The sequence below is a fragment of the Chitinophaga costaii genome (genome assembly GCF_900094705.1).
GTDB classification, from domain to species: domain Bacteria; phylum Bacteroidota; class Bacteroidia; order Chitinophagales; family Chitinophagaceae; genus Chitinophaga; species Chitinophaga costaii.
The window spans coordinates 131,352-156,945 of record NZ_FMAR01000006.1 but is presented as its reverse complement, the minus strand read 5'-3'; the positions used below and the strand labels follow the sequence as shown (position 1 = coordinate 156,945).

Genomic DNA, 25,594 nt, shown 5'->3' with positions numbered 1-25,594 from the left:
CGAAGGGGCATTTTGTTTGAATAACCCGCTGCTGACCAAGGATACCTTGCCCTATTGGTAGGCCATGGAAGGCGGTAACAGGTATTAATTGTTATATTATTATAATTTAATATTATATATTTGTTGGTTCCCGGAATGGTCCTTTAACCTATACAAACCTATACTATGAAAACCAGATTACTGATCTTTATGGCATTGTGCTGCGCGGGCCTTGCCGCTTGTAAAAAGGACTCGGCCGATAAGCCCGGCTCAGAAAATACCCTCAGCGTTACCATAAACGGAAAGGTTTATACGTCCTCTTCCTCCGATTTTATCATGTTCATCGACACTATAACGGCCCGTAGCCAAAATGGGACGTTAAATCTTGCCTACGATATTTCCGGCCCAATGCCTGGTGGCCAGCAGGTGGGAATTTACGTGAATACGGTAGATGGACAGTTGGCCCCAGGCGATTATACCAATATCAGTGACGGCGATAATACGATGTTCTGGTCGGATGCGCTGAATGCCACTGCTTATTATGTAAGTGTGCCGGATTATACTACCACCGTACACATCACCCGGGCCGACAACGATTTCCTGGAAGGTACTTTCAATGGGAAACTGGTAAATAATGCCGATGATACCAAAACCCTGGAACTGATTTCCGGGCAGTTCAAGATCAATATGCATTCACCTTACATTGTACGCCAACGCATAGATTAAACGCATTATTTAATATTTACATTTAAAAATTTTATATATCTTAGGGTATACCTTAATACCTAGGCTATGAAATTCAGGCATTTACTCCTGGCGTGCTTGCTGCTACCTGCAATATTTGCTGCTTGTAAGAAAGACAGCGACAAAAAAAACAGCCAGCCTGTGGCGGCCGATAATTCGCTCAGCTTTAAGCTGGATGGAAAGGATTATTCCGCTAAGATCATGGTATTGAATGCCGGCGTGGCCATTGATAATGAAGATGACAATAAAGAGGATACTGTATATGCCATCGTTGCGCTTACCGATTCAACAGCCAGTTCGGCCCAGATCATGCTAACCATGACTTTCCGCCAGGGACGTCCCCTGCCGGGCAATTATGGAGATACAACCTATGCGAGCGATGGCATTAACTGGGTGCCAGCCTTAGGGGGTAATGATTTCTATCAATCTTCCATCACGCACTACTCGGTCATACAACTTTCCCGCGCTGATAATGCATACCTGGAAGGCACTTTTAATGGAGAAGTGGCATCTACTACCGACCAGGATAAAGTGAATAAGATCAGTGACGGTAAGTTTAAAATTAATATGGAAACCGTTACTAAAGGACAGTAAAGGATTTGCAAAAAAAATGCGGTAACCGCCTGTGGCGGGTAGTACAACGATTCTCATTTATTTTTTGAACCGCATCGTCATTAGATTCAATCATTATAACCATTATACCTATGCGCCTATATCGCTGTATGCCCTGCTTAGCGCTGGCATTGATGTTTCTTGTAACGGCCTGCCAAAAGAATGGCGCTGCTCCCATCACCAGTTTCGCGTTCCAGTTAGACACGGTCCTTTATACGCTCCCTGGCGGCGACGCCACCATACTGGATACACTGGGCCAGAAAGCGTTGCAGGTGCGGGGAGTGACCAACAATTTTGCACAAAACGTTATCCTGCTGGTTAAATTGGGAAATGCTACCCCTCAGCCAGGAAATTATTATGGTACCATGATTTTTGCTGATAGTATTTTGCTATCAGATTATGCATCTACCTGGATCAGCGATTCGGTAAGGGTAAACCTTTCAGCGATTGATGGAAAGCAAGCCACTGGTACATTCTCGGGCGAATTATTTCAAAATGAAAAATTCAGGATATTGTCTAACGGTACGTTCAGCGTGAATTATTAATCAGGTTATTCTTTTATGTATCGCCCAGCCCTCTATGGCCGGGCTTTTTTGTTAATGTGTTGGCGGCAGCCACATGCTGGCATGGAAATCGTGCAATATGCAACATCTTTCACCCCCAACCCAACGGTATGAAGCAGCTATTATTTTTTTTGAGTGGAGCCTTGCTAGTAGGCAGTTTCAGCGCCTGCGGCGATGGTGGCAGGGAAGTGCATTATACGCTGTTGCAGGAATACCTGCCCCGCAATAATGTGGAGCTGGAACAAGATGCCCGCTATGTGGTATTGGACCAGCGGGATAATTTTGAAACACTTTTCCGCCCCATTACTCGGGCCAGTATAAAGCCAGCCGACTTTGTTCAGAAAACAGTGCTGGGTATCATCCGCGATTTTCACACCAGTAATGGAGGTATTCATGTTACCGGCATCCGCCTGGATGATAACGACAAGCTGCATATCGATTATAATGATACGTTGGTAAATGATAACGATACTAGTTCCAAAACAGCTATGGTCATACTGATTCCCAAAAGTGTGAAATTTAGTGAGGCAGATTTTTATGAGAATGGTGTATTAAAAGCCGCTGTAACGAAGACCGGCATTGGCGGCCAATAAAAAAAGCCATCAGTTTTACACCGATGGCTTTTGCTATTTTATGATGCAGTTGTTTTATTTAATGAAGAAAGTTGCGTTTATTTCTGCGCGTACTTTGATCGTCTTAAAGTCAATGCCAGGCATGGCTGCATCAGACGATGCAGTGGCGGCTCTTACCATGGTATTGTACATTACCGGGCGGGCATCACTGTAGTTGTCGGTGTTCAGCTCCTGGATTTCCAGGGCGCTTCCTAATTGTTCATCCACCGCGGCGAGCAGGTAGCTGGCTTTTGTTTTGGCTGCCTGTATGGCTTTTTCTTTCACATCTTTACGCAGGCTTTCCATTTTGCTGTAATCGTAGCTGGAAATGCTGACGCTTTCAATGCCTTCATCGTCTACTGCATTCAGTATATCATTGATCTTATCCAGCTTCGCCAGTTTCAGGCGATACGTTTTGCGAGCCAAAAAATCAGGGTCTTTTTTCTTTTTCCACCATTGATTACTGTTGTAGCCATAAATATTGGCAATGGTAAAATCAGCAGCCGGTACGCCTGCTGCTAATACGGCTTTTTGCAGTTGTTTCTCCAGCGTGGATATATCCGTTTTTGAATTTTTTGTTTTGTATTCGTGCAGTGCAATGTCAAAATAAATGATGTCTGGTGTAATCTCTACTTCCGCAGTGCCGGTTACGGATATCTTTTTTACCGGGGGCGTTTTGTCGGTTGTTTGTGCAAATGTCATTGTGCTGATAGTTAGGATGGCGAGTAATGTGAATAAACCCTTTTTCATATGCTTTATTTAATTTTTCTTAACAAATAGATGGCGTTAATGCTTTCAAGTAAGATGCAGGTGTTTTAGCTAATTCCACAAGTACAGTGAAAATATTTTGAACAGTACAGTTTCCTAAACGGTTTAGTTGCACAAAAGTTACAACAAAGTATTTAAATGCAAAAAGGCCGCTGGTAATATCCTGCGGCCTTTTTGCATGTTTAATAAAACGTTAAAACTAGCGTTGGCTCATTGCATAAATCAGCTCGTAGAGTGCTGTCATGTTTTTAATGTGGGATGCAATGAGCAAAAAGTTTTTGCCGGCTTGTTTTAATTTCACATTATTGGTACGCGTTTGCACATAATTTAAAATGTGATTGAAGGTGGGCGATTCGAAGTAAGGAGAGTCGGGGTTGTTGATAAAATAACAACGCAGCGTTTCATCTTTCAGTATCATCTTTTCAAAGCCCAGTTTAATGGCGCACCAGCGTGCCCGGATGGTGGTAAACAGGTCGTATACCGGGGGCGGTACCGGTCCGAAACGGTCTGCCAGCGATACTTCGAAGGCTTTCAGTTTTTCTTCGGTTGCGATATTGTCCAGCTCCTGGTAAAGATTCAGGCGCTCCTGAATGCTTTCTACATAACTGTCGGGGATGAGTATTTCCAGGTCGGTATCGATGGTACAATCGCTGACGAAATCTTTCTTCTCTTCTATCTGATCTTTAAACAGGTCTTTAAAATCGGTATGCTTTAATTCGCGGATGGCTTCGTCCAGTATTTTTTGGTACATATCAAAACCAATTTCGGCGATGAATCCGCTTTGCTCGCCACCCAGCAAATTACCAGCTCCGCGAATGTCCAGGTCGCGCATGGCTATCTGAAATCCGCTACCCAGTTCACTATGTTGTTCCAGCGTTTGCAGCCGCTTGCGACTGTCTGCCGGCAGGGTGCTGATAGGCGGTGCCAGCAGGTAGCAAAAAGCTTTCTTATTGCTGCGTCCTACACGGCCCCGCAGTTGGTGCAGGTCGCTCAAACCAAAGTGGTGAGCGTTGTTGATGATGATGGTATTGGCATTGGAAATATCCACGCCGCTTTCCACGATGTTAGTGCATACCAGCACATCGTATTTGCGGTCTATAAAATCCATGATCACACTTTCCAGTTCGTGTCCTTCCAGTTGGCCGTGAGCCGTACCAATGCTCAGGTCGGGGCAAAGGCCTTGTATCAGTCCTGCCATTTCCCGCAGGCCCTGAATGCGGTTGTGAATGAAATACACCTGGCCGCCACGCTCGGCCTCGTAATAAATAGCATCCCGGATCAGCTCCTGGTCAAATACATGTACTTCCGTTTCGATAGGCTGGCGGTTGGGGGGCGGGGTATTGATCACAGACAGGTCGCGGGCGCCCATCAGGGAGAATTGCAGTGTTCTTGGGATAGGCGTGGCCGTTAGGGTAAGCGTATCTACATTCACCTTCCACTGTTTCAGTTTTTCCTTGGCCGTTACCCCAAATTTTTGTTCTTCATCCACCACCAGGACGCCCAGGTCTTTAAACTTCACGTCCTTGCCCAGCAAGGCATGTGTACCAATAATGATATCGATCTTTCCTTCTGCCAGTTTTTGCAGGGTTTCTTTTTTCTGTTTGGCCGATTTAAAACGGTTCAGGAAGTCTACCGTGCAGGGGAAATCCTTTAACCGGTCGGAGAAGGTTTTATAATGCTGGAAAGCCAGGATAGTAGTGGGTACCAGCACGGCAGCCTGTTTGCCATCTACAATACTTTTGAAGGCGGCGCGCACGGCTACTTCTGTTTTGCCAAAGCCAACGTCGCCACACACCAGGCGATCCATTGGGGAGGGCGATTCCATATCGCGCTTTACATCGGCCACGGCCTTGCCCTGGTCTGGCGTGTCTTCATACAGGAAGGAGGCTTCCAGTTCCGTTTGCAGGTAGGTATCTGGCTGATGGGCAAATCCTTGCTGTGCCTTGCGGGCGGCGTATAATTTAATGAGGTCTTTAGCAATGTCTTTTACCTGTGTTTTGGCCTTCTCCTTTAGCTTGTCCCAGGCGTCGCTGCCCAGTTTATTCACCTTAGGTTCTACGCCTTCCTTACCAGTGTATTTGCTGATTTTATGCAGGGAGTTAATGTTCACATACAGCAGATCATTATTCTTGTACACAATACGGATAGCTTCCTGCATTTTGCCGCCCACTTCAATTTTCTGCAGGCCGCTGTACATGCCTACGCCATGATCGATGTGGGTCACGAAGTCGCCGGATTGCAGTTCCCGCAGGGTTTTCAGCGTAAGGGCCTTGTTCTTGTTGTAGGCCTGCTTTAGCTTGTATTTATGATATCGCTGAAATATCTGGTGATCGGTGTAGATCGCCATTTTCTGGGCGTGATCGATGAAGCCGTTGCTGATAGGGGTGGCGATGGGGTAGAATACAAACTCGGCCTTCAGGTCTTCGAAAATACTGCGTAGGCGTTCCAGTTGGCGCGGGTTTTCGGCAAATATGAAGAGTGTGTATTTATTGGCGCTATGTTTTGCCAGGTCCTTGATCAGCAAATCAAACTGGCGGTTAAACACCGGCTGTTCGCTGGTGTCGAAGGCAAGGGTTTGCACCGCATGGGTGCTGTCTTCCGGCAGGGCTTTGCTGCCGAACACAATACAGTGATGTGCCAGTATCTGCTGAAAAAGGATGTCGGCGGGAACAAAGTCGCTGTCTTTCAGTGCCAGGGTTTCTTCATCGCTTACCTTGGTGGTGTGTTTGGTGGTCAGCCATTCCTCCAGCCGGATCTCCATATTGTGGAGTACTTCCTGGATATAAGAAGGATCTTTCATCCACACCACTGTATTTTCCGGTAAAAATTCCAACAGGGAGCTTTTCAGGTGGTCTGCTGCGTGGGTGTCCATGTTGGCAATCAGCGTTACCTGCGTAAGTTTGCGTTCGCTAAGTTGGGTTTCCGCATCGAATAAGCGGATGGAATCTATATCGTCGCCAAAAAGCTCTATGCGGTAGGGCTTGTCGTTGCCAAAGGAATAAATATCGAGTATGCCCCCTCTTACCGCGTACTGGCCGGGTTCGTATACAAAATCGGTGTATTCAAAACCCCATTGTACCAGTTTTTCCAACAAAGGGTCCACTTTCAGCACATCGCCCACTTTAAGCTGCACCATATTGGCATTGAAGGCCTTGGCGCCGGCTACTTTTTCAAACAGGGCTTCCGAGTAAGTTACCAGCACTTTTTTGTGTGCCTGTGTACCTGAAAAGCGCATGAGGGCTTCGGTACGCAGCATACTATGGCTGCTATTAAACTCAGAGAAAACGCCTGTTTTTTTGAAAGAGTCAGGAAAGTAAAAAATATCAAGGGCTTGGCTCAGGTTTTCCAGATCATTCTGAAAATAGGCTGCCTCCTCTTTATCGTTAAGAATAAATAGATGATTGGCATCGGATTGTGCCCAGGTACCTACGGATACGAAACTGGTAGCACTGCCATATAGTCCGGTGAGGTGGAAATATTGCGGATGAGGCAACTGAATTCCTTTCACCAGCGATTGCAGGCGGGTATCACGTTGGTACAGTTGTAAAACAGCCTGTAGATTCATGAAGGGGCAAAGATACTTTATTTTGCCTTGCCACAAATAACCTGCCGTTGCGGTTTTTGCAGAGCGGAATGATGATGTTGTAAAGGCTTATTTTTTCCCAATCACATATTTACCCGGGAACCGGCGTTGCAGGAGTTGCATGAAATCGGAGCGCGCTTCGGTGTTCTGGAAGGCACTGAGGGGAATGAGAAAGAAGGATTTTTTATCGCGGTAGAGGTAAATAAATTTTTGGGTTTCTACTACCTGTGAAAAGCGCTGCCAGCCCAGCAAACGATCGCCGCCTTGGCCGGTGGTGATCGTCATGCCTTCTTCGTTCACCTGTAAGCGGATGTTGTCCTGGAAGGTCGCGGCCTTGTTGTAGGTAGATACCGGTAGCAGGTACCAGAAGCTCCAGGCAATTAGAAGGGTCATGCCGGTAATGCATGCCAATGCATTGCGGTTTACTACATGAAATAAATAGCCGGTGATGGTAAAAAGCAGGAATATAAGCAGGGTGATCTGGAATACTTTTACTTCCCCCCGGTGCAGAAAATGATAACGCAGCGCATTTAATACTTCATTTTTTTTGTAGCTAAACTCCAGATGCATGACATACCCTTTGCTGTGCGGCCAGCTTATTTAGTGAGTGAAAAGGACATGGGGCTTTCCATGTCGTCCCGGGTGGAAACGGGCGCAAATTTTTTACGGTTGGCAGCAGTTTTTTTATCGTTTATCAAATCTTCCTCGCTAAGACCAGGAAAGTTATTTTTGATGAACTGCAGGTATAGTTGGAGGGTTTTGGGGTCTACTTTAAAGTGAAAGGAAAGCTCCTTTCCGTAAGCATTGAGGAACTGGTTGTTGGTGCCATTTTTATTCGCCAGCAGATACCATTTATAAAGGTCTACCACCGCTTTTTCAAATTCTGCCTGATCCAGCCGCGCCGTGGCTACTTCATGTTGCACAGCGGCGGAGGGTAAGATCCACATAAATTCCTCCAACCGGATGGCCTTGGCATAAACAGCAGTTTTTGGAATTCCCCGGTCGTCATCATTGTCGCCCGGCGTTACGCCTTTAGCAGCAGCAGTGCCCGCGAGTGCAGACAGGAACAGCAGTATGGACAACAAATGTTTCATGTGGATTTTAATTTTGCCATTTAAAATTACTAAAATTAATGTAACAATTAACATTTTTCCTCTCGGTAACGGGCATATTATCTATTAAATAGTGTTATCTATCCTGGAAGTATAAATTCAATCCTCTCAAAAAATAACCCGCAGCCTGTGTTGGCTGCGGGTCAGGATAAAATCGCTTACAGTTACTTTAATTAGCCTGCCCGTCTGGCGACAGTTCCAACAGGTATTTGTAAATGAGACCGCCCACGATACCACCGGCAATAGGTGCTACCCAAAACAGCCAGAGTTGGGGAAGGTAGGCGCCACCGGCAAAGAGAGCCTGTGAAGTAGAACGGGCCGGGTTTACCGATGTATTGGTAATGGGAATGGAGATCAGGTGAATGAGGGTAAGGCATAGGCCAATGGCCAGCCCGGTGAAGCCCTTGCTGGAAAACTTATCCGAGGCGCCACAAATTACGATCAGGAAAAAGGCGGTAAGTACAAATTCTGCCACGAATGCGGCTATCAGCGTGTAGCCGTGGGGCGACAGATCGCCATAACCATTGGCGGCAAAGGCACCAGCCTTGGTATTGTCGATGGCAAATGGCGTAGTGGTGTTGTTAGATACAATTAAATACAGGACAGCAGCGGCGGCCACGGCACCCAATACCTGGGAAATAATGTACGGGATCAGTTGCCGGGCAGGGAAACGACCTGCGGCTACCAGCCCAAAAGATACAGCGGGATTAAAATGTCCGCCGGAGATATGCCCAACGCCATAGGCCATCGTTACTACGGTAAGGCCAAATGCCAGGGCCACTCCTGCGTAGCCAATGCCCAGACCGGGAATACCGGCGGCAAACAAGGCGCTGCCGCAACCGCCAAAAACTAGCCAAAAAGTGCCAAAAAACTCTGCGAGGTAATTTCTCATGTAGGTGAAATTTAAATAAGTGATAAGTAAACAGTCATGTAGGGGTGATTGTTGCGCCAAATATCCTAAAAAAACAAAAGCAATGGACTAGCCATTGCTTTTGAGAGTCATTTACAAGCATGAAGAATCATGCGGTGTAGGATATTTGGTTTTTCATAGGACAGTAACCATAAAAATTAATACAGTTCAAATATAATTAATATGGGCATTCTTCAATGAAACTGCCACATAATTAGATGAAAAATATAATTTAGATTGAATTATTAGCGAATGATATAGGGAATAAATCTAAGTGTTGACAAACGATCAAGGTTCTTTTTGAAAGCTTTTGAATGCCAATAAAATAGCAGGGAGAAAAGTTGGGAGAAAGATAAAAGTATAGCGAAGACTAAAAATAGTAAGGGCACCTGGAAAGGCGCCCTCAATTTGTTACTATCCTATGAAAACCCTATTTGAATACAAATGTAAGGGCATGTTTTTTCTGTTAAAAATTTTCGACACTGAATAACAAATCGTTAACAAATTTCAAATTCAACTGATTGATTTTTAATTATTTGTGTTTAAGATCGAAATGTTATTAACAATGCTGGAAAGAATTGCTATCATCATTTACCTGCCTGCCTGTTGCCTGCTATGTAGTAGGCAAACTACTGCGGAGAGAAAGCATGCCAGTTTTTGAAACTGCTTCTTCCTGGTTGTCACGGAGGTGGGTAGCTGGCAATCCTGCTCAGCTACATCCCATGCTATTACCGCAGTTCAGGCATTTATAGCAGGTGCCGGAGCGAACGGTGATATGTCCGCAGGTATTACAGGCCGGCGCATCGCTTTGCATGTTGCGCAGATAGTCCTGTGTTTGGCTTTCTGCGCTATGAATATGCGTGTGTGTGGCGGTTTTGGCGGCGCTGGCCTGGAGGGGCTGGCTTCCTGCATGTCCGGCAGCCTGGCTGGTGGCGGAGGCAGTGGGCGAAGTACCGGTTTTTACTGACGACGCGGGGCTGGCAGCGGTAACCCGCAGGTTAGACAGCGGTAAGGTGGGTGTCTCCTCTTGCGTTTCCGGGAGTACATGCACCAGGTCCTGACGGTCAAGGTATTCATAACCCAACACACGGAAAATATAGTCAATGAGGGAAGTAGCAGAGCGGATATTAGGATGATCTACTATGCCAGCAGGCTCAAAGCGGGTAAAGACAAATTTGTCTACGAATTCCTCTAGCGGTACGCCGTATTGAAGCCCTACGGACACTGCGATGGCAAAGCAGTTCATAAGGCTGCGCAGGGTAGAACCTTCTTTAGCCAGGTCTATAAAAATTTCTCCCAGGGTACCGTCATTGTATTCGCCGGTGCGTACAAAAATGGCCTGCCCTCCTACTTTGGCTTTTTGGGTAAAGCCCCGGCGTTTAGCCGGAAGGGATTTGCGCTCCACGATGCGGGACAACTGGCGTTTCAGCGTAGTGTCTTCACTGGCCAGCATACGCTTGTTTACCTCTTCGAGCAGCTCGTCTATGGTGAGCTGGTGCAGGGCAACGCCTGGGGCAGCTGGCACGGCTTCCGGTTCGGTGGCGGCGGTTTTTTTCTTTTTATCGCTTTTATTACTCAGCGGTTGGCTCATTTTAGAGCCATCGCGATAGAGGGCGCAGGCTTTGAGGCCCAGTTGCCAGCTTAACATATAAGCATCGGCTATTTCTTCGATGACTGCCTCGTGGGGCAGGTTAATGGTCTTGGAAATAGCCCCGGAAATAAAGGGCTGGGCAGCGGCCATCATGCGGATGTGGCCATGGGCGTGGATGTAGCGCTGGCCGGTTTTCCCGCATTTATTGGCGCAGTCAAACACCGGTAGGTGCTCCTCTCGTAAATAGGGTGCGCCTTCCACCGTCATGGTACCGCATACAAAGTTATTGGCAGCCTCTATTTCTGCTTCCGTAAAACCCAGTTCTTCCAGGAGGCTGAATTCCAAATTAAAATACTGCTCCGGCGTGAATCCCAGTCTTTGTAAGCATTCTTCACCCAGCGTATAGACATTGAATACGAAAGAAATATCAAAGGTGGATACGGCAGCATTGTCTAGTTTCTTGATCTCTTCTCCCAGGAAACCTTTTTCGCTGAGACTTTGATGATTAATGTGGGGAGCGCCGGCAAAGCTGCCGCTGCCCTTGGCGTAATCTACGATGGCGCGTATTTCGTAGGGGCGGTAGCCCAGGTGTTCCAGTGCGGTGGGGATAGATTGATTAATGATCTTGAAATATCCTCCCCCGCTCAGTTTCTTGAATTTTACCAAGGCAAAGTCTGGCTCCACGCCGGTGGTATCGCAGTCCATGACCAGTCCAATGGTGCCGGTGGGGGCGATTACGGTGGTTTGGGCGTTGCGGTAGCCATATTGTTCGCCTTGTTTTACAGCCTCGTCCCAGGCCTTGGTGGCGGCTTTCAGCAGGTAGTCGGGGCAGTAGCGGGCGTTAATGCCCAGTGGTTTTATTTCCAGGCCTTCATATGCATCGGCGGCGTCGTAAGCGGCCGCGCGGTGGTTGCGCATGACGCGCAGCATGTGGGCCTTGTTGGCTTCGTACTGGGGAAAGGCGCCCAGATGGGCTGCCATTTCTGCGGAAGTTTTGTAGGCAATGCCGGTCATGATGGCCGTGATAGCGCCGGTAATTCCCCGGGCGGCCTCGCTATCGTATGGAATGCCGCTTACCATGAGCATAGAACCCAGGTTAGCATAACCTAGCCCCAGGGTGCGGTATTCGTAGCTCAGTTGGGCCACTTCCTTGGAGGGGAATTGGGCCATGAGTACGGAAATCTCCAGCACCACCGTCCACAGGCGCACAGTGTATTCGAAGCCGGTTACATCGAAGGTGTTATTATTTTCCTGGTAAAAGCGGCGCAGGTTCACGGAAGCGAGGTTGCAGGCCGTATTATCGAGGAACATATATTCGGAACAGGGGTTAGAGGCGTTAATGCGGCCGCCTTCCGGGCAGGTATGCCATTCATTAATGGTGGTATCGTACTGGGTGCCGGGGTCGGCGCAGCGCCAGGCGGCGTAGGCGATCTGGTTCCATAGATCGGCAGCCTTCACGGATTTCATGGTTTTACCGGTGGTGCGGGCCGTGAGGTTCCAATCGCCGCCAGCTTCCAGTTGACGAAAGAAACTGTTGGGAATGCGCACGGAGTTATTGGAATTCTGGCCAGATACGGTGCGGTAGGCCTCGCCTTCGTAGTCGGCGGAATAGCCGGCGGCAATGAGGGCCGCTACTTTTTTTTCTTCTTCAACCTTCCAATTAATGAATTCCAGTATCTCGGGATGGTCTAGGTCCAGGCACACCATTTTGGCTGCCCGGCGGGTGGTGCCGCCAGATTTGATGGCACCGGCGGCCCGGTCGCCTATTTTGAGAAAGCTCATTAACCCGCTGGAAGTGCCGCCCCCGCCTAGTTTCTCATTTTCTCCCCGGATCTTGGAAAAGTTGGTACCTACGCCGGAGCCATATTTAAAAATGCGGGCTTCGCGGGTCCAGAGGTCCATGATGCCACCATCATTCACCAGGTCGTCGCCCACGCTAAGAATGAAGCAGGCGTGGGGTTGAGGCCGTTCGTATGCCGAGGTGCTTTTTTCGAGGGTGCCGGTATGTTGTTCTACATAATAATGGCCCTGTGGCCCGCCGGTGATACCGTAGCTCTCGTGCAGACCGGTGTTAAACCACTGGGGTGAGTTGGGTACGCAGGCCTGGTTGAGCATGGTGTACACCAGTTCTTCATAAAAGATCTGCGCATCCTGCTTAGTAGCAAAGTAGTTGTATTTCTCTCCCCAGGCCTTCCAGCAGTTGGTCATGCGGTGTACCACCTGTTTTACGGAAGTTTCGCGGCCCAGGGTACCATCGGGCTGGGGTACGCCTGCCCGCCGGAAATATTTCTGGGCCAGGATGTCGGTGGCAATTTGTGACCATCCTTTGGGCACTTCCACGTTGTTCATCTCGAACACGGTATCTCCACTGGGATTGCGGATTACCGAGGTGCGGAGTTCGTACTCGAACTGGTCAAAAGGACTTTGCTGGTCAGTGGTGAAATGACGGGAAAAGGTAAGCCCGTTTTTGGCTTTTATAGTGCTTTTACTGCCCATGACGAAAGAAGTTTTATAATGAGGTGTATTAAAGAGTATGGTCTGTAAATGGTACTTGAGGTGTTTCTAAAATTAATTTTTAAAAAACCTTGTTCTTCTTTTTGTTATCCACAGCCTGTGTATAATACAACCATGTGCATAAAATCGGGATACTGCTTCTAGAAAAGTGCGTAACGGGTGGATAAACGAAGGTCGGCATTACATTTGAATGATAATTAGCGGGCGAACTGTTTAAGTAAACACCAGGCTGTAGGGGGAGAGCGATGGCGGTATGATATTTGTAATCCGTTGGCAATCAAATCAAAATTAATAGGAAAAGGATGGGCCGGAGGCCATACTTATTTGCCGGGCAACTAGCTATTTAATAAAAAATCAATACATTTGTCACAACCGGAACAATGTCCATTTTGATGCAAAAAATTTACAATTCGTTCGTAGAAAGAAAAGCCAAAGGTGTGAAGTCATTCGCGGTGTTAATAGACCCGGATAAGGTAACACCACAAAGCGTTATTCCACTTGCTGCGAAATGCGTGGACGCAAAGGTAGATTATCTCTACCTGGGGGGCAGCCTGGTGATTACGGAACATCTCGACGAGATTATCCAGCAGCTAAAGGCACATTGTGATATACCGGTGATTTTGTTTCCCGGAAGTCCTTCCCAGGTGTCGCGTTATGCGGATGCCCTTTTATATCTTTCCATGATTTCCGGGCGCAATCCAGAACTGCTTATTGGCCAGCATGTGATCAGCGCTGGGGCTGTAAAAAAGAGCGGATTGGAAGTGATGGCCACGGGCTATATGGTGATAGACGGTGGCGCGCCCACTACAGTTTCTTATATCAGTAATGCTGCGCCCATCCCGGCAGATAAAGACGACATAGCCCTTTCTACCGCCTTGGCTGGAGAAATGCTGGGCCTGAAACTGATCTATATGGATGCCGGTAGTGGTGCCCGTAAGCCCATTACGGAAACTATGATACAGCGGGTAAGCAGCCATGTGAACATACCGGTGATCGTGGGTGGTGGCATTAAGGACCCGGAGAAGGCTTATTTGAATTGCAGGGCAGGCGCGGATGTGATTGTGGTGGGCAATGCGATTGAAAAAGATGCTGCACTGATCAAAGAAATTGCCAATGCGGTGCACACCAGTAAGATTATTGTTTAATCAAGTTATGATATAACTAAAGCCTGCCTTGCGGATTGCAAAGGCAGGCTTTTTTATGTGTACCCTAAATTTTTAAAGGAGCTTATTTATTTTGCTTTCATCATAGCGCTCACCACCCGGTTTAGCGTTAGGCCTTGCACGATTACAGAAAACAATAGGATACAATAACTCCCTGAAATAATTAGCTCCCGGTAGGGCGATGGGGGCAGGGATAAGGCTAGCGCCACCGATATGCCGCCGCGCAGGCCTGCCCATACCAGGATGGTTACGCTCTTGTAAGTGGCACTCAGCGCCCGGCGCAGGAAGATGGCCGGGAGGGCTATACTCACCGCCCTGGCAATGAGTACGGCTACAATGGCCACACAGCCCAGTAACCAGTAGTTGCGGATAAAAGGCATTACCACAATTTGCAGGCCTATCAGTACGAATAAAATGGTGTTGAGCAATTCATCGATGAGTTTCCATATGCGTTCAAGATATTCATGTAAATCTTGCTGGCGCGGATCGCCCAGGGTGGTATTGCCTAGGATAAGTCCGGCAGTTACCGCTGCCAGCGGAATAGAAACATGCAAGATGCCGCCTGCCACAGAAATGATCATGACCATAGAAAGTGATACCAGCACGATAGTCTGAAAATCGTCTACCTTCTTCATGGTTTTGTAAGCCGTGAAGGCAGATATGCCACCCAGGGCCAGTCCGCCAAACACTTCCTGTGCAAAAATGCGGAATCCTTCCAGCAGGGTAGGATTGGCTACCGACTCGTCGGCAATTTCTTTGAGAATAACGAAAAGTAACAGGCCCACGGCATCATTGAGCAGCGATTCGCCACCAATGATAGTTTCCAGCGCGGGGGGTATTTTAGATTTCTTTAAAATAGACAGTACGGCTACCGGGTCGGTAGGAGAGATCAGTGCACCAAAGAGAAAGCAGTAGATCAGTGGTATATCGATGTGAAGCAGTGTGGTGGCGTAATGCAGCAGCCAGCCAAATACAATGGTAGATCCCACTACACCCACTGTGCTAAGAATCATAACGGGCCGCACTTGTTTTTTCAGTGCAGGGTAGTCGAAGTGCAGGGCGCTGGCAAATAGCAGGAAGGCCAGCATTATATCTAGCAAGGTATGAGAGAAGTCGATGCTGCCGGTAAGTGCTTTAATAAAAAGATAGGCTGCCGGGAATATTTTGCCTGTGAACAGGATGATGCCGGATAGCACAATAGAAACTACCATGACCCCAATGGTGCCTGGAAGCTTAATAAAGCGGTTGTTTAAAAAAGAGGCAATGGCACTAAGTGTTACTAGTGCTGCAAGAATGCTGAATGTTTCCATCTTTCATTTTAGAATTCGTCATGCCTTAAACTTACTGAATACCGTTCAATCTGGGAAACAAAATCAGGTAGCTGTTACAGATATAGTTGGTTCCCTGGTTAGTTTTCGTTTTTACCCGGTGATCCTTTCCATGAAAAAAATCCCCGCTGGCAGGAACCGGCGGGGATTTTCGGTTTATTTTTTTAGGATAACATCCTGCTTATGCGCCAAATACTTCCAGCGCTTTTGCAATGCGGGCGATTGTTTGTTCCCGTCCAATGGTGGCGGCTATCACGAACACCGGCGGGCCAAATTTACCGCTGGTAAGCATAATGCGGAAGGGTAGCTGGAGTTCGCCCATTTTTATATTTTTTTCGTTAGCCAATGCTTTGAAACTTTCTTCCAATGCCTCGGCGTGGAAGTCGGATTGGTCGGCCAGCATAATATTCCAGGCTTCAAAAAATTGTTGTTTGGCATCATTCCATTTTGGCTTCACGGCGGCTTCGTCGTATTGGGTGGGGGCTTCGAAGAAGAAGAAGCCATGTTCCCAGATATCGTTCACAAAATAGCAGCGATCTTTTACCAGGCCTGCTACGGTGGCTACGTAGGCTGGGTCGGCCACGATGGCTTTTTCTTCCAGTACCGGTGCGAAGAGTGCGGCCAGTTTGTCGTTGCCAGTATTTAAAATGTATTCGTGGTTAAACCATTTGGCTTTATCGAAATCGAAACGAGCGCCTCCCTTGTGTACGCGGTCCATGGAGAAGCGGTCGATGAGTTCTTTCATTGAAAATATCTCCTGGCCGCTGCCGTCGTTCCAGCCCAGCAGTGCCAGCATGTTTACGAAGGCTTCCGGCAGGAAACCGCGTTCGCGGAACCCCCTGGTAATTTCGCCGGTCTTAGGATCGGTCCAGTTCATAGCATATACCGGGAAGCCCAGGCGATCGCCATCGCGTTTACTGAGTTTGCCGTTGCCATCTGGTTTCAGGATCAGCGGAAGGTGGGCCCATTGGGGCATGTGTGGTTCCCAGCCCAGGTACTTCCACAGCAGGATGTGAACGGGTGCAGAGGGCAGCCACTCTTCGCCGCGGAAGGCGTGGGTAATTTGCATGCGGTAATCATCCACCACTACGGCCAGGTGATAAGTGGGCATACCGTCTGCCTTGAGTAATACCTTATCATCTACGGCGCTGGTGTTAAAACTTACTTCTCCCCGGATCATGTCGGTAAAGGTAAGGTCTTCGCTGGCCGGTGTATTGATACGGATAACGTGTGGTGTGCCGGCGGCCAGCAGGGAGCGAACTTCTTCGGGGGGCAGGCTGTGGGAATTGCGCATGTGGTGCCGCATTTTCACGTTATACTGTGGAGATGGGTTTTCTGGCGTTTTAAAATTTTCGCGCATGCGTTCCAGTTCTTCTGGTGTATCGAATGCGTAATAGGCATGGCCCTGCGCTACCAGTTGCTCCGCATATTGGCGATAGATGGCTTTGCGTTCGCTCTGGCGGTAGGGGCCGTATTCTCCACCGGCCTCTGTACCTTCGTCGGGCGAAAGGCCGCACCAGCGCAGGCATTCCAGTATATATTCTTCCGCTCCGGGAACGTAGCGGGTTTGGTCAGTATCTTCAATACGCAGCACAAAAGTGCCGTTGTGGTGACGGGCAAAAAGGTAGTTAAACAATACGGTGCGTACGCCACCAAGGTGCAAACCACCAGTAGGACTGGGTGCAAAGCGCACCCTAACTTTTTTGTGTTCCATAGTCGGCAAAGGTAATATTTTTTTATGCTGTGCCGGGACGCGCTTCTCTTACATTTCGGTAGAATCGGCCTAATTTTGGAGTCAATCCGACTGTATGTTCTACCTGACAAAAACACCGGGCCTGCTGAAAGCCCTTTATCATAGCTGTACCTGGAGCCTTAGCCCCTCGCAAAAAGCGGTATATCTTACTTTCGATGATGGCCCGCATCCCACTGCAACGCCTTTTGTATTAGACCAGTTAAAAGCGCACGGGGCCATTGGTACTTTCTTTTGCATTGGCAAAAATGTACAGGCCTACCCGGAAATTTACCAGCGCATATTGGAAGAGGGGCATGCCACGGGCAATCATACGCAGAATCATGTAAATGGCTGGAAAACCGGTACCAGCGCATATATAAACGATATCATGGAAGCGCGCCGCTTCATACAGGGAACCCTTTTCCGGCCACCATACGGGCGTATTACGCCTTTTCAAATTAAAAAATTACAGCAGCAGGTGCCGGGGGCGCAGATCATTATGTGGGATGTATTGAGTGGTGATTTCGACACGGCCATTACTGGTGAGCAATGTCTGCAAAATGTGGTGTTTAAAGCGCAGGCCGGCTCCATTATTGTTTTTCACGACAGTACCAAGGCGTGGGATCGTATGTCTTATGCGCTACCCCGGGTGCTGGCCTTTTGCGAAAAGCAAGGCTTGGAAATGAAGGCTATTCCTCCACAGGCAGATCATTCATAACGAAATGATCATAATCACAATAACAAACGTCCCCTGTCGTAAGGCAGGGGACGTTTGTTATAATGAAGGGAAAGAAGCGAGGTTGTTACCAGATATTGATATACTTTGTATTATTACCAACCACCACGGTGGCACTGTCGTCGCAGATGCCGTTGCCGTAATCGATGGTGCCGCTGATCTTACCACGGGTGATGGTGGCCTTGCCTTTGGCGATGTGTGCACAGCTCCAGTTTTTAACCAGGGTATCGGTTATTGTTATGGAGGCGCTGTCGCCGGTTGGGTATACCAATTTGGCGTTGCCCAGCAGTTTGAAGCCATCATTGTCTACGATGAGATTTTTGGTGCTGCTATAATCAAAAGAGGTAGTATCATCTACTGTGATGGAACCGGTAATGAGCTGGTTAAAATTCAGTGCACTCTGATTGGAATTATTTGTCAGGGTTTCGGTGCCTTCTACTTTAATACCGTTTACCGTATAGTTTTCCGTGGTGATTTCAATGGTATTGCCTGGTACGGCAAAGGCATGGGGCATATTCACGATGATTTTGCCGCTGCGGGTATTACCATCCTGGCCTACGCTGCCGTCGCCAAAATCCAGGGTAAAAGTTTTGGGCCAGCCCATTACTGGTACCACGGTATAAGTATAACCATAATACTGGCTAGGTTCTGTAGTAGCAGTGGTGGTGCGGCCATCGTCTGTAACGCTGGACGTGCCCTGGTAGCCCACTTCAAACACATCGCTATAACTGGCTGATGCGGTGGATTCGTTGCCTATGGCGGCAATGGCATTGTTCGTCGCTACCACGTTGGACGTAGTGTTGGCGTCATTTTTATTGTCTTTTTTGCAGGCAAAGAAAACGGTCATCATGCCAAGACCCAGGGCTGCGCTGGCTAGGACGCGATTAGTACTGAAGTAAGTTTTCATAGAATCAGTTAAGGAGTTAGGTTGTTTTCAAGTAATTATCTTTGTCAGGATACGGTAGACAAATATATAAAAAATTTATAATTCTTATAGATAAAATTCATGAACTGGACCGATACGCATACGCATTTGTATAGCGACAGCTTTAATAATGACCGGGAGGCTATGATTCAGCGGGCTTTAGCTGCAGGGGTTACCACCTTGTTGCTGCCCAATATTGACGAAACCACTATGGCAGACATGCTGACCCTGGAGGCACAATTTCCGGAAAATTGTTTTCCCATGATGGGGTTGCATCCGGTGTATGTAAAGGAAAACGTGGAAACCGTACTGGATATTATGCGCGACTGGTTTTCGCGCCGGACATTTATAGGGGTGGGGGAAATTGGGTTAGACTTTTATTGGGATACTACTTTCCGCGCGCAGCAGGAGCATGCTTTCCGGGAGCAGTTGTTGCTGGCCAGGCAATACCAGTTGCCGGTGTCTATCCATAGCCGCAGTGCCAACGCGGAATGTATAGCCGGGGTGCGAGCCTTACAGGATGGAGGGTTGAGCGGGGTGTTCCACTGCTTTTCCGGTACGCTGGAAGAAGCCCGGGAAATCATTGACCTGGGATTTTACCTGGGCATTGGGGGGGTGCTTACTTTTAAGAATGGGGGATTGAACAAAATTGTGGAGCAGATAGGCCTGGAACATTTGGTGCTGGAAACCGATGCGCCCTACCTGGCGCCGGTGCCTTACCGGGGTAAAAGGAATGAAAGCGCCTATATCCCCCTGATAGGGCAGCAACTGGCGGATATAAAAAATCTAAAAATTGAAGAAGTAGCAGCAATTACCAGCAGCAATGCACGTAAAATATTCAAAATGCACTAATTAATAAGTGGATACCTTTGCATGCAATTTCCACCATAGGATGACTAAAATTTTAATTATTTACACGGGTGGTACGGTTGGTATGATCTACGATGATAAGACCAAATCGCTCCGCCCGATAGGGTTTAATGAGATAAGGAACAATTTACCGGAGCTATACCGGATGGGAATTGATTTTTATGTATACACCTTCAATCCACCGATAGACTCTTCCGATATGCAGCCGGAAATATGGGTGGAGCTGGCCGGTATTATTGAAGACCGCTATGACCGTTACGATGGTTTTGTGATCCTGCACGGGTCGGATACTATGGCCTTTACTGCATCGGCTTTGAGTTTCATGTTGCAAAACCTTTCCAAACCGGTGATCCTTACCGGCTCCCAATTGCCCATTGGCAAGATCCGTACCGACGCTAAAGAAAATATCATTACCGCTATGGAGATCGCCGCCACGCGGCAAAATGGCCATGCTATGGTGCCGGAAGTCTGCATATATTTCGACTTCTCTTTGTTCCGGGGCAACCGTTCCAAAAAGTATAATGCAGAAAAGTTTGAGGCTTTCTACTCTATGAACTATCCGCCACTGGCCGAAGCAGGGATAGACATAAAATTTAAATCCTCCTTTATGCAGCCGGTTCCTACAGAGCCGCTCATTGTACATAAAAACCTGGAAACAAATATTACGGTGCTAAAACTATTTCCCGGCATCACCCGCAAAGCTGTGGAGGCCACCCTGAGCGTGCCTGGCCTGCGTGGGGTGATCATGGAAACGTTTGGTAACGGCAACGCCAACACGCAGCCCTGGTTTATAGACTGCATTCGTAACGCCATTGAAAGAGGTGCTACGGTGGTAGATATTACACAGTGCGATGGCGGATCGGTGGAGCTGGGTAAGTATGAAACCAGTCGCGAATTGAAAAGGATGGGGGTTGTAAGCGGCCATGACATGACGTTTGAGGCAGCCATCACCAAACTTATGTTTGTACTGGGCCAGGAAAACCTGGGGCCGGAAGAAGTGAGGAGCATGATAGAACGTCCGCTTTGCGGAGAGTTAACGCCTATAGAAATTATTGAAACGTAATTTCGAGGAATATTTGGAGAATAGGGTCAAATTACTATCTTTGCAGCCCCAATAACAACCTTTTACCTGGAGACGTGTCCGAGTGGTTGAAGGAGCACGCCTGGAAAGTGTGTATACGGGAAACTGTATCGCGAGTTCGAATCTCGCCGTCTCCGCTTCAACAAAAAAATTATTAAGCCTGTAAATCGTCGTATTTACAGGCTTTTTTGTTTGTATAGCTTAGCGCGCTATCTGCACGCCTGGCGGGGCTTTTACGGTGGTACGAATGTGGCCGTCTGCTTGCTTTACATGTTTTACGTACAATATTCCATATGGAGTGGGGAAATGACCTTCGGCAAATTGCAGATCGCCCAGGTGAGGATGAATGGCGATCACTTTGCAACCGGGTTGCTTTACCTGAATGCCCAGCACATATTCGGTAAGCCAGGGCGTAGGGCCAGATGCCCAGCCATGGCAAAGGCTGTGGCGGAATCCCTTATAACAATAGCCGCCATAATCTCCATGAATATCTTTTTGCCCTGGTTGCGGCAATGCGTCGATGCGGCTGGCGCCCGCCATCCAGTCGATGTCAAAATCTTCCCAGAACGAGGTGGCGCCCATTTGCAACATACCGCCCCAATAGCGGCGAATGTCTGCTAATGCAGTGTTGTAATCACCTGCCTTGGCAATGGCTTGTAACATGTAATAGCCGAAGAAGGTGGAAAAGTGTTGAGGCCCGCCTACGGCCAATACCGTGTCATTCATGTCCTTCGCCGGGGCCAGGCCTGCCAATGACAGCAAGGCTGCTGCCTGTTTAGACCCATGGGCCCCAGGCACGTGCTCGCGAAGGCGTACGATGCCTGCTGCACATTGCTGCGCTGCTGCCGGCTCCTGTAGCCACTTACAAAGGTCTTCCCCCGCCTGGAGGGAAAGGATCATCATGGCTTGCAGTCCTGCATGCACTGCAGGGGCGTTGTTGTACGATGGCCAGTCGAGGAAGCGCATGCCGTTCAGCGACTCGCTGTTGCTGCTATCTATCCGTTGCAGGATGTGTTGTAGCAGGGGGAGCAGGTAGGCCTTTTGTTGTTTAAGATATGTAAGATTCCCCTGATGAAGATACCAGTCGCGGTGAATGATGATCCACCACATAGAATAGGTACTGATGCCATTCATCCACTCCTGCTGGGGCGTAATGTCGCGCACGAGGTCCAGGCTTTTGGGCACTACATCCTGGTCTCCAAATACGGCGCTGATGGTGGATGTTTCGGGATGCATGTCGCCCACCCATACGAGGCGGTCGCGTTTAATGCCATCCCATAAATAATCCTGCATGTTCAATTGTACGGTGTAGGCACCGGTGAGCCATATTTTGTCCAGCAGGGAATCGCTGCAATGAAATGAACCTTTATAGGTCAGGTCGCGGTGTACGAAAATAGCGCGCACTTCTTTCAGTGCGAGGTTGGCACTGGAGTCTATCAGGTCGATGCGCACAAAGCGAAAACCGGTATTGCCTACTTCCAGCTTACCATAGCGGGGTACTTCCACGATCATGTCGCGTATGGCATGATCGTTTGTCGCATTGTTGGTTGCTCCTATTTCCGACATGGCTTCGGAGGCCGATTCGCCGAAACGCAGGCGAAGCCTTGCTGGCCGCATCCCATCTTTAGGCGTAAAACCGGTTACCAACTGTAGGCCGCCATGCAGCTCCCGGCCAAAATCCAGCAGGATGGCAGGTTTTACGGCGGAGTCGGACAAGAGGTGGGTAACGGGGCGGCCACTTAAGTCGGGCTGTCCGTTGCCGGGGCGCAGCAGCCATTCAGGATGCCGGATATGGCGGCCTGTATCTTCCGACATCCACAACACTTTCATGGGCGGCAGGTATTGGCGCACCATTGGGTCTATCTGTTGCGCTTGTGCAGCTTGTGATAATAATAAACTAACTATTACGAATATACGCTTTATCATGCCGGTGGTGAATAGATTGGTATTTAATTAAAAGGTGTGTAGTACTATCGGTATCTACTGTTTCCGTTATCAATATGAATTCTTTCAAAGGTCAAGATACACCGGTTTTTCAATTAGTAGATATGGCCGGGTAAAATGTTTGTTGGTTTGCGCGTCTGTAATGAGGATGGCAAGAAGGTATTGGGGCCATAGTGGAAAGCCATGGATAGGGTAATTGCATAGCTGCAAATTTGGTTACGCAAAACTGCTATGCCTCCACAAAGACTGCTCTGTTTTTCAACATTGATGTGCCTACGAAAAAAATCGCCTGCACGGGAGGTGCAGGCGACGTTGAATTTGTATGCCCAGAAAAATTATGGTTATTTATCTTTCATTTTGGCTTTGAGTACCTCCATGAAATAGCCGCCTACCACGCTGCGGCCCTGGAAGCCTACCATGCGGCCGTCTACTGTTTCATGCCAATCGCTGATGGGTACGCGACTTACCGTTTCGGTAGCGTATTTATACATTGGATCGGTAAATAAACGGAAGTCGTTTTGGTTATCGGTGAGCGAGGCCGTCCAGCATACCCAATCCGATTTGGTATATCCCTTCCGGCTATCCAGGGGCAGCCCATATTTGTTTTGTTTTGTTTTGTAATAGGCCAGCTCCTTGTCGTACACTGATTGGGGGAAAAGATCCAGGTGTAGTACCTTGTCCCACACCATATTGTATTTCTCACTCCAGGTGTTTTTATCATTAAAAGTAAGCGCGTAATGGTCGCCGGCATCGGCCAGTTCCATCCACTTTTTCACCATGGTTTCACTATGTGTACGGTACAGGGTGGCGCTATCGGTTTTTCCAAGCTGTTGGGCCATATCGGCATAGCAGGCCAGGGCTACAATGGCTTTTACGGAGAGGTTTGCATTGCGTGCCAGGTGACCTGCAAAGTCGTCGGTACATAATTGATTGGCGGGGTCCAGTCCTTCGCGGTCCAGGTAGTGTGCCCAGGTGGTAAGGGTTTTCCAATGTTTGGCAGCGAAGGTTTTATCGCCACTGGCCCTTACGATGGCATCGGTAAGGATGATCATATTACCGCATTCTTCCACGGGCATCCCTTCCCCATATGCTTCGCCATTAGCCAATGGATAGGTGCCCAGGTCGTGTGCGGCATAATCTTTTTTATAAATGCCACTTTCAGAGAAATAGAAAATACCATTGAGCATGCCTTTCATCAGATCTGGGTTGTATGCGAGGTACAACGGCGCAGATGGATAAGTAACGTCTACTGTGTTAATACAGCCATTGGAGAAGTTTTCTTTAGACAGGAAGAGGGTATCGCCCTGTGGACTTTTCACGAGCTTGTGGGCGGCTATGCTCTGGCGGTAGCCCAGCACGCACAGGCGGGCGTAGGTATCGCCTCCGGCCTGCTCGGCATCATGGTAGATCTGCGCGTTTACTTCGTCACATTTGTTCATGATGGCTTTGTAGCTGGTAGCAGCGGCGGCAAGTTGCTGCTCGATGGTTTGGGTGGTATCCAGCTTCCACCAGGCTTTCAGATTGGTATGAAAATATTGGATGGCGTACAAATCGTCGTAACCTACCAGCACAAATTTTTCTACCGGATCACTGCCCACCTTACCCAGTGGTAGCACGGTGTTTAGTACCAGCGAATGACCCTTTGTGGCGGTGGTTTTTGCCAGGTGTGTGCCGGTAAAGCTGGCGCTGGCCTGGCTGGCGGTGCTAATGTATTGCAGGGCATGTTGCGCCTGTGGTGCAGCCACGTACACATAGCCCCAGTCTATCCGCAAATCGTCGCCTTTCTTTTTCAAGATGGGCTGCTCCACGGTGCCGGCTTTAAGAATGTCCAGGTCCTGGGCATGGTACTGCTGGGTGGTTACTGCTTGTGAAGGCGTATTTACCGCCAGGTCGGTAGAAGCGCCGAGGTATACCTGCACATCATGCTGGCTGCCATCGGTACTTTGGGCTTTCCAGGTTACATACGACACGGGGCGCGAAAGCATTTTCAGGTCTTGCAGGAAGAGGGGGGAGCTAAAGGTAAGTTGCACCTGCACGGGTCCGCAGGCCAGGTCGTAAATAGTTTGGGTGGCATGCAGGGTCACGCTTTTTTGCTGTGCAGGCGTGATACCCGCAGTAGCCGTTGGTTGTATGGATTCCACGAGACCTGCATCGAGCATGGCCCCACCTACGTTGTTTGTAACGTGAATGGCCAATACATTTTTACCGGCTTTCATTTTCGACACCACGGCAGCCGGCAGCGGGAAGTAGCCAAACTTCGTAAGCCATCCTTTGAAAGCATATACTTTGGTGCCATTGATGTATACTTCTGCATCATCATCGTGATTGAGTTTCAGCAGCAGGTTTTTAAAGCTTTTATCCGCCAGCGTGAAGGTGCGGCGCATCCAGATATCGTGGGTCTTCCATTGGGTACCGCGGCCATCGTTGGTCCAGGGTGCTTTGCCGGTCTTCCATAGACCATCATTAAAGTCAGGCGCTGCCCAGTTGGCTGCTGGTTGCGACTCGGTGTATTGTGCTGTATAGCTACCGTCTTCTGAGGTGGGCAGGTATACCTTGAACGATGGTGCATCCTGGCCCAGTACACGGTAAGTTTTACCATCCACTTTTACCATACTAATCAGCGATTGGGTGGCGCCGGTCCAATGGTGGGTGGGTGCGCTGCTGGCTGTGTCTGCATTAGACCACACGCTGAAATAAGGGTCGTGGGTAATGAGTGGATAAGCCGGGGCGCGAAACTCCTGGGCATTGGCAGCCAGGCCGCATAAGGTTAAAGCGATGATTCCAATGTGTTTTTTCATGACAGGTAAATAGTTGAACAAACTCCGGAC

19 protein-coding genes and 1 tRNA gene are annotated in these 25,594 nt (G+C 48.6%); 9 read left to right on the top strand and 11 right to left on the bottom strand.

Annotated features, from left to right (window positions below; genetic code table 11):
* The first annotated feature begins 165 nt into the window (after positions 1-165).
* The 4 genes from GA0116948_RS10855 (at position 166) to GA0116948_RS10840 (ending at position 2,491) form a co-directional block, all read left to right on the top strand.
* On the top strand, positions 166-705 hold the full coding sequence (locus tag GA0116948_RS10855) for a hypothetical protein (protein WP_089712012.1): 540 nt from the start codon (positions 166-168) through the stop codon (positions 703-705).
* Between the two features lie 66 nt (positions 706-771).
* A complete protein-coding gene (locus GA0116948_RS10850) occupies positions 772-1,317 on the top strand; it encodes a hypothetical protein (protein WP_089712010.1) in 546 nt (181 codons plus the stop codon).
* A 110-nt stretch (positions 1,318-1,427) separates the two neighbouring features.
* Positions 1,428-1,880 (top strand): hypothetical protein, encoded by a 453-nt coding sequence (locus GA0116948_RS10845; protein ID WP_123891708.1) that lies wholly within the window; start codon positions 1,428-1,430, stop codon positions 1,878-1,880.
* A 128-nt stretch (positions 1,881-2,008) separates the two neighbouring features.
* Positions 2,009-2,491 carry a hypothetical protein gene (locus GA0116948_RS10840; protein WP_089712005.1) on the top strand — a complete coding sequence of 161 codons (483 nt, stop codon included), beginning with the start codon at positions 2,009-2,011 and terminating at the stop codon, positions 2,489-2,491.
* Positions 2,492-2,545: 54 nt separating this feature from the next.
* Here GA0116948_RS10840 and GA0116948_RS10835 read toward each other — a convergent pair whose 3' ends face one another.
* From GA0116948_RS10835 to GA0116948_RS10810, 6 genes are all read right to left on the bottom strand, one after another.
* Positions 2,546-3,259, bottom strand: coding sequence for an SIMPL domain-containing protein (locus GA0116948_RS10835; RefSeq protein ID WP_089712003.1), 714 nt, complete (start codon positions 3,257-3,259; stop codon positions 2,546-2,548).
* Between the two features lie 217 nt (positions 3,260-3,476).
* Positions 3,477-6,842, bottom strand: coding sequence for a transcription-repair coupling factor (gene mfd, locus GA0116948_RS10830; protein WP_089712000.1), 3,366 nt, complete (start codon positions 6,840-6,842; stop codon positions 3,477-3,479).
* Positions 6,843-6,929: 87 nt separating this feature from the next.
* A complete protein-coding gene (locus GA0116948_RS10825) occupies positions 6,930-7,430 on the bottom strand; it encodes a YcxB family protein (protein WP_089711998.1) in 501 nt (166 codons plus the stop codon).
* A gap of 26 nt (positions 7,431-7,456) precedes the next feature.
* Positions 7,457-7,954, bottom strand: a complete 498-nt coding sequence (locus GA0116948_RS10820; protein ID WP_123891707.1) for a hypothetical protein — start codon at positions 7,952-7,954, stop codon at positions 7,457-7,459.
* Between the two features lie 187 nt (positions 7,955-8,141).
* Positions 8,142-8,864: an aquaporin Z gene (aqpZ, locus tag GA0116948_RS10815; protein ID WP_089711994.1), complete on the bottom strand. Its 723-nt coding sequence runs from the start codon at positions 8,862-8,864 to the stop codon at positions 8,142-8,144.
* 727 nt (positions 8,865-9,591) lie between these two features.
* On the bottom strand, positions 9,592-12,969 hold the full coding sequence (locus tag GA0116948_RS10810) for a vitamin B12-dependent ribonucleotide reductase (protein ID WP_089711993.1): 3,378 nt from the start codon (positions 12,967-12,969) through the stop codon (positions 9,592-9,594).
* 410 nt (positions 12,970-13,379) lie between these two features.
* On the opposite strand from GA0116948_RS10810, the gene GA0116948_RS10805 reads away from it, so the two are divergent.
* Positions 13,380-14,132, top strand: coding sequence for a phosphoglycerol geranylgeranyltransferase (locus tag GA0116948_RS10805; protein ID WP_240619146.1), 753 nt, complete (start codon positions 13,380-13,382; stop codon positions 14,130-14,132).
* 86 nt (positions 14,133-14,218) lie between these two features.
* Here the strand turns inward: GA0116948_RS10805 and GA0116948_RS10800 are convergent, their stop codons facing one another.
* Both GA0116948_RS10800 and gltX read right to left on the bottom strand, forming a co-directional pair.
* A complete protein-coding gene (locus GA0116948_RS10800; protein WP_089711991.1) occupies positions 14,219-15,460 on the bottom strand; it encodes a cation:proton antiporter in 1,242 nt (413 codons plus the stop codon).
* 199 nt (positions 15,461-15,659) lie between these two features.
* Positions 15,660-17,192, bottom strand: a complete 1,533-nt coding sequence (gene gltX / locus GA0116948_RS10795) for a glutamate--tRNA ligase (protein WP_089711989.1) — start codon at positions 17,190-17,192, stop codon at positions 15,660-15,662.
* Positions 17,193-17,286: 94 nt separating this feature from the next.
* On the opposite strand from gltX, the gene GA0116948_RS10790 reads away from it, so the two are divergent.
* Entirely contained in the window at positions 17,287-17,928 is a 642-nt protein-coding gene (locus tag GA0116948_RS10790; protein WP_089711986.1) for a polysaccharide deacetylase family protein, read from the top strand.
* Between the two features lie 85 nt (positions 17,929-18,013).
* Here GA0116948_RS10790 and GA0116948_RS10785 read toward each other — a convergent pair whose 3' ends face one another.
* Positions 18,014-18,853: a hypothetical protein gene (locus GA0116948_RS10785; protein ID WP_089711984.1), complete on the bottom strand. Its 840-nt coding sequence runs from the start codon at positions 18,851-18,853 to the stop codon at positions 18,014-18,016.
* A 99-nt stretch (positions 18,854-18,952) separates the two neighbouring features.
* Here GA0116948_RS10785 and GA0116948_RS10780 point away from each other — a divergent pair, with 99 nt between their 5' ends.
* The 3 genes from GA0116948_RS10780 to GA0116948_RS10770 all read left to right on the top strand — a co-directional run bounded on the left by GA0116948_RS10780 (position 18,953) and on the right by GA0116948_RS10770 (position 20,959).
* Complete coding sequence (locus GA0116948_RS10780) at positions 18,953-19,723, top strand: TatD family hydrolase (RefSeq protein WP_089711983.1); 771 nt, start codon at positions 18,953-18,955, stop codon at positions 19,721-19,723.
* 40 nt (positions 19,724-19,763) lie between these two features.
* The gene (locus GA0116948_RS10775) at positions 19,764-20,804 is read left to right on the top strand and encodes an asparaginase (RefSeq protein WP_089711981.1); all 1,041 of its coding nucleotides are present in this window, start codon (positions 19,764-19,766) and stop codon (positions 20,802-20,804) included.
* Positions 20,805-20,872: 68 nt separating this feature from the next.
* Positions 20,873-20,959 (top strand) — tRNA-Ser (locus GA0116948_RS10770).
* 64 nt (positions 20,960-21,023) lie between these two features.
* On the opposite strand, the gene GA0116948_RS10765 is transcribed toward GA0116948_RS10770, so the two are convergent.
* Both GA0116948_RS10765 and GA0116948_RS10760 read right to left on the bottom strand, forming a co-directional pair.
* A complete protein-coding gene (locus GA0116948_RS10765) occupies positions 21,024-22,748 on the bottom strand; it encodes an alpha-L-rhamnosidase-related protein (RefSeq protein ID WP_089711979.1) in 1,725 nt (574 codons plus the stop codon).
* A 359-nt stretch (positions 22,749-23,107) separates the two neighbouring features.
* On the bottom strand, positions 23,108-25,564 hold the full coding sequence (locus tag GA0116948_RS10760; protein ID WP_089711977.1) for a glutaminase family protein: 2,457 nt from the start codon (positions 25,562-25,564) through the stop codon (positions 23,108-23,110).
* Positions 25,565-25,594: the final 30 nt, after the last annotated feature.